The 5,011-nt window shown below is 64.6% G+C and carries 3 protein-coding genes and 1 pseudogene; 2 read left to right on the top strand and 2 right to left on the bottom strand.

From position 1 onward, the window contains the following. Positions 1 to 57: 57 nt before the first annotated feature. Positions 58 to 621, top strand: a pseudogene (locus tag VXC91_RS42200) (ISAzo13-like element transposase-related protein); the annotation flags it as partial. Between the two features lie 170 nt (positions 622 to 791). Further along, positions 792 to 2,138, top strand: a complete 1,347-nt coding sequence (locus VXC91_RS42195; RefSeq protein ID WP_329512652.1) for an IS701 family transposase — start codon at positions 792 to 794, stop codon at positions 2,136 to 2,138. 20 nt (positions 2,139 to 2,158) lie between these two features. Here VXC91_RS42195 and VXC91_RS42190 read toward each other — a convergent pair whose 3' ends face one another. Together VXC91_RS42190 and qcrB are read right to left on the bottom strand one after the other, a co-directional pair. Continuing rightward, positions 2,159 to 2,428 carry a hypothetical protein gene (locus tag VXC91_RS42190; protein ID WP_329512654.1) on the bottom strand — a complete coding sequence of 90 codons (270 nt, stop codon included), beginning with the start codon at positions 2,426 to 2,428 and terminating at the stop codon, positions 2,159 to 2,161. 379 nt (positions 2,429 to 2,807) lie between these two features. Continuing rightward, entirely contained in the window at positions 2,808 to 4,439 is a 1,632-nt protein-coding gene (gene qcrB / locus VXC91_RS42185; RefSeq protein ID WP_329512653.1) for a cytochrome bc1 complex cytochrome b subunit, read from the bottom strand. Positions 4,440 to 5,011: the final 572 nt, after the last annotated feature.

Raw genomic sequence — 5,011 nt, 5'->3', positions numbered from 1 at the left:
TTAGGGCTCGCAGAGAATCAAGGTGTTGCTTCGCGTGATGCGGCTCGTTGTTGTGATATGAGCGTCTCCGATGGGATCCGTAGGCAACTCGCCGAGAAGTTCGGGGCGTTGTTCCACACCTGGACGAGCGGCAGCGGCGACTGCTGATGGGGGCCGAGGCCCGGATCCTGGGGCACGGCGGTATCCGGGCGGTCGCAAGGGGGGCCCAGGTCAACGAGACGACGGTTCGCAAGGGCGTAGACGAGTTGGAGGCTGGCGAGGAGCCTCTGGGCCGGGTCCGCAGGCCCGGTTGTGGCCGGAAGAAGGCCGCGGACCTTGATCCGGGTCTTCGGCCCGCGCTGCTGGCGCTGGTGGAACCTGACGAGCGGGGTGGAGGGCCTCAGCCTGCAGGCCGGCGCCAAGACCATCGAGGGCAAGCAGCACCCCGACCGTGACGCCCAGTTCCGCTACATCAACGAGCGGGCCAGGCAGCACATGGGCGCCGGCCAGCCGGTGATCAGCGTGGACACGAAGAAGAAGGAACTCGTCGGCGACTACAAGAACGCGAACCACCAGTGCCGGCTGGCAGGTGAGCCCTGCTCCGCAGGAGTCCGATTCCTCCCCGGCCCGAAGGCCGGGGAGGAATCGGAGGAACCCGGTGAAGTGGCGAATACAACAGGGCCTTGCAGCGGACAGAGCCTGGCAGGCGTCCCGGCTCACTCACGGCAGCTGTAGTTCCGGCGTCTGCGCTGGTCAGCAGCTCGCGGGGTCGGATGGGGGTACGGGTACGGCCACCGTGATCATGAACGTTTGTGACGACGTTTCAAGAAGCGGTGGCCGTGGAGGTCACGATAGCCCAGGCAGTCTGGGGCCGAGTGTTCGGGGCAGCGCTGGAGGTGATCGCGGACTGCTTCGCGCGGCCTGAGACGCGCGCGACGGCGGCGGAGATGATCAGCGGATTGCTGGCAGAGGTAGACACGCGCAACTGCTGGACGCTGGCCCAGGCGCTGGGGCATCCAGGTCCGCACCGGCTGCAGCACCTGCTGTCACGCGCGAAGTTCGACCACGACCGGGCCAGGGAGGAGATCGCCCGTCTCGTCGTGCGTGAACTCGCAGGTCAGGATGTGGTGCTGGTCGCGGACGAGACCGGCGACGCCAAGTCCTCCACCGACTGTGTGGGAGCCGGACGCCAGTACTCCGGCGCGCTCAAGGGTGTCGGCCTGTGCCAGGTCGCCGTCCACCTCGCCGCCGTCACCGAGACGGCGCGGGTGGTGATCGACCGGGCCCTGTATCTCCCAAAGGACTGGGCCGCGGACGAGGAACGCCGCGACGCGGCCGGTGTCCCGGAGGAGATCATGTTCGCCACCAAGCCACAGCAGACGGCCGACATGGTCGCCAACGCGCTCCAGCTGGGCATCGACGCACGCTGGTTCGCCGGCGACGAGGTCTATTCCTGCCGTGAACTCCGCACGCAAATACGGGCGTTCGGACTCGGCTATGCAGTCGGCGTGTCCCACACACACGTGGTGACCGACGGAGCGGGCCGCAGATGGCAGACCCGCCAGATAATCAACAAGGTGCTGCCCCACCAGTGGATGCGCATGCGGGCCGGACACGGCCAGAAGGGCACCCGCGAGTACGACTGGGCCTGGCTCGACGTCCGAGCGGACGACACCCCGGACGGACATCACGAGAACGGCACCAGCATCCTGGTCGCCCGCCGGCACCGATACACCGGCGAACTCTCCTTCTTCCGCTGCTGGGCGCCCGGCAACATCACCCTCGCCCAGCTCGTGGACGTGATCTGCCACAGATGGCGGATCGAGGAGACCTTCCAGCTTGGCAAGACATTCACCGGCCTGGACGAAGGTCAGGTGACCTGCTGGAACTCCTGGATGCGCTGGTCCTTGTTCTCCCTGATCGCCGCCGCCGTCCTCACGCTCACCGCCGCTGCCGCGACCACAGCCCGCCCTGCCCGAACAACCCGACTCGTCCCGCTGACCTGCCCCGAACTCGTCCCACTCCTGAGGGCGTTCGTCCTCACACCACCCGTCCGGGAGGCAGAACACGTCCTGCACTGGATGGCCTGGCGCCGCCACCATCAGGCAGTCGCGCAAGCCTGCCACCAGCGCCGACACGAACTCCAGGACCAGCCATGATCGGAACTACAGCTGCCGTGTCACTCCTCGGGGATTTCGGTAAGTCCCGCCCACTCCTCTGGGTGTTCGGTAAGTCCCGGCCACTCGTCTGGGCCGCCTCCCTGCCAGTCGATGAAGTCACTCTCCTCGACTTCGATCCGATCGAGGTCGGCAAGCCGGAGAATCTCGATGACGTCATCCAGATGGGAGGCGACACCCAAGATCACGTCACCTTCGGTAACCCGGCGGGAGCCGTCCAGCGCCGGGCTGTGCACCACGATGTGCGGAAACTGGGGCGATGACTGCGTCATGACTAACCTCGCTGTTTCGGTTGGGTACGGCGGAAATGCGAAAGTGCCTTTCTGGCCTGGGACGATGAACCTCGTTGAGGAGTTCGGTCGGTCCAAGCGGAGGCACTTTTTACGTGCAGGAGGTCTTGTCAGTGACGATGGTTCGGGGGTGGTCGGATATGCCGGGGCACGGTTGCCGGCGGAACTCCCTTATCCCACCGGGCTGACCTCGCAAGCTCGTTCTCAGACCGCTTCGGCAGCACGGGACGGGACACGATCCGGACCGGATCGCCGCCATTTGTTCCTGTAGTTACTGTGCAATAGACGGAAAGGGGCAGCGGTGCGTTGTGGACCGTACTGCCACACGGTCCCACAACGCACCGCCGCCGAGTAGCCGAGGTCAGTGCTCGATGCTGTGCGTGACCTCTTCCTTGTTGCGCTGCATTTCTTCCCTGGTCGGTTTGGCGACCTGTGCTGACGGCCCGAAATAGGCGCGTGACAGGCGCGTCCTGAACCGCTCGCGGCGGGAGAGCTTGTGCGGTATGCCGTTGGCGTCCTCGGCTGGCCCGGGGTCGAGGGGCTGGTACTGCTCGTGGGCGGTCAGCGTGTGCTGCTCTGCCGGGGAGAGAGGCTGGTGCACCTCGACGTACTCGCCCTGGGGCAGGCGACGGATGATGCCTGTCTCCCTGCCGTGGAGGACCTTCTCCTTGTCACGGTTCTGGAGGCCGAGACAGATGCGTTTGGTGATGAGGAAGGCGGCTACGGGGACGACGAACAGCGCGACGCGGATGAACCAGGTGACGGCGTTGATGGAGAGGTGGAAGCGGGTGGCGAAAAGGTCGTTACCGCCGGCGATCAGAAGGAGGAAGTAAACACTCAGCCAGGCGACACCAAGGCCCGTACGGACCGGCCGGTTGCGCGGCCTGTCGAGGAGATGGTGCTCGCGTTTGTCGCCGGTGATCCAGCTTTCGAAGAAGGGGTAGAGGCCGATGACCAGCAGGATGATCGGAAACACGATCAGAGGGATCAGCACGCCGAGGACGAGAGTGTGTCCCGCCACGTTGATTTCCCACCCTGGCATGATGCGGATGAGACCTTCAGAGAAGCCCATGTACCAGTCTGGCTGGGCGTTCGTGGACACCTGGTCGGGGCGGTAAGGGCCGTAGGTCCACACGGGGTTGATGGAGGCGACGGCCGAGATGACGGCGATCACCGAGGCGACGAGGAAGAAGAAGCCGGTGGTCTTGGCGAGGTAGACGGGCAGGAAGGGCATGCCTACGACGTTGTGGTTGGTCTTGCCGGGGCCGGTCCACTGGGTGTGCTTGTGGTAGACGAGCAGGATCATGTGGACGACGATCAGCGCAGCAATGAGGCCGGGGAACAGCAGGATGTGTACTGAGTAGAACCGCGGGACAAGTTCGGTGCCGGGGAACTCTCCGCCGAAGAGGAACATGGACAGATAGGTGCCGATAATCGGCACGGAAAGGATGGCGCCTTCCACGAAGCGCAGTCCGGTGCCGGAGAGCAGGTCGTCGGGGAGGGAGTAGCCGACGAATCCTTCGAACATACCTAGGACCAGCATGGTCCAGCCGAACACCCAGTTCACTTCGCGGGGCTTGCGGAAGGAGCCCGTGAAGAAGTGGCGCATCATGTGGACGAGCATGCCCGCGACGAAGATGAGGGCGGCCCAGTGGTGCATCTGGCGGATGAGCAGGCCACCGCGCACGTCGAAGGAGATGTCGAGGGTGGAGGCGAAGGCCTCGGACATGGCGACGCCGTTGAGCGGCTCGTAACTGCCGTGGTAGACGATCTCGTTCATCGACGGATGGAAGAAGAATGTCAGGTAGATCCCGGTCAGGACCAACACGACGAAGCTCCACAGACAGACTTCGCCCAGCATGAACGACCAGTGGTCTGGAAAGATCTTCCGCATGTTGGCCTTGGCGATGGTGTATAGGCCAAGCCGGGCGTCCGCCCAGTCCGCTAGTCGCTCTCCTCGGGGTGACTCGCGTTGGTCTGTGGCGTTGGTGATCGTCACCTTGAGCTCTTCTCTCGGGACTGCGTGATCGGTTCGTGGTCGGGCAGTGCTGTAGTTACGACGACCTGGGCCCTGCGAATGTGAGGTGACCAATGTCACACGACTACCTCGCAGGGCAGCGATGTCGACCGAATGGCCTTTGAGCTGCGGTTTTGCAGTACATATACGACCTCCACCCAGTCGGTCATACCGGACGGCCTCACGTACCGGAGCCCGACGCCGTCATAGAAACATCCAGAGAAAGAGACAAGGCAAGGGCCCGATCGGGTCAGTAATCGGGCGTTGCGACGCCGGCTTCGACGGCTGAGTCACTGGGACGATCGCGCGAGCCGACACAACAGCACGGTCCTGGCCGGCGCCGGGGCGTCAGCGCTCTGACGCTGACGAACACGTTGCCCGCATGGAGATCGTCTGCCCATGGGCCGTTCCTTCATCTACGAGCACCCCGAGTACGCCGGTGTCGTCAACGACAACCGCCCCGGCGTCCGGACACCCCGCTGGCGCCTGGGTGGTGCAGACATGGTCAGGACAGCTGCGCGATTGCCGTTCCCATGTCACGGTGGAGC

It is taken from the genome of Streptomyces chiangmaiensis (assembly GCF_036281785.1).
GTDB lineage: Bacteria > Actinomycetota > Actinomycetes > Streptomycetales > Streptomycetaceae > Streptomyces > Streptomyces chiangmaiensis.
Note: the sequence above shows the minus strand (reverse complement) of the source record. Positions and strands in the feature narration are given on the sequence as shown.

Excerpts from the sequence above, each read along its gene's own strand:
- VXC91_RS42190 (WP_329512654.1), bottom strand. The coding sequence starts at position 2,428 with ATGACGCAGTCATCGCCCCAGTTTCCGCACATCGTGGTGCACAGCCCG.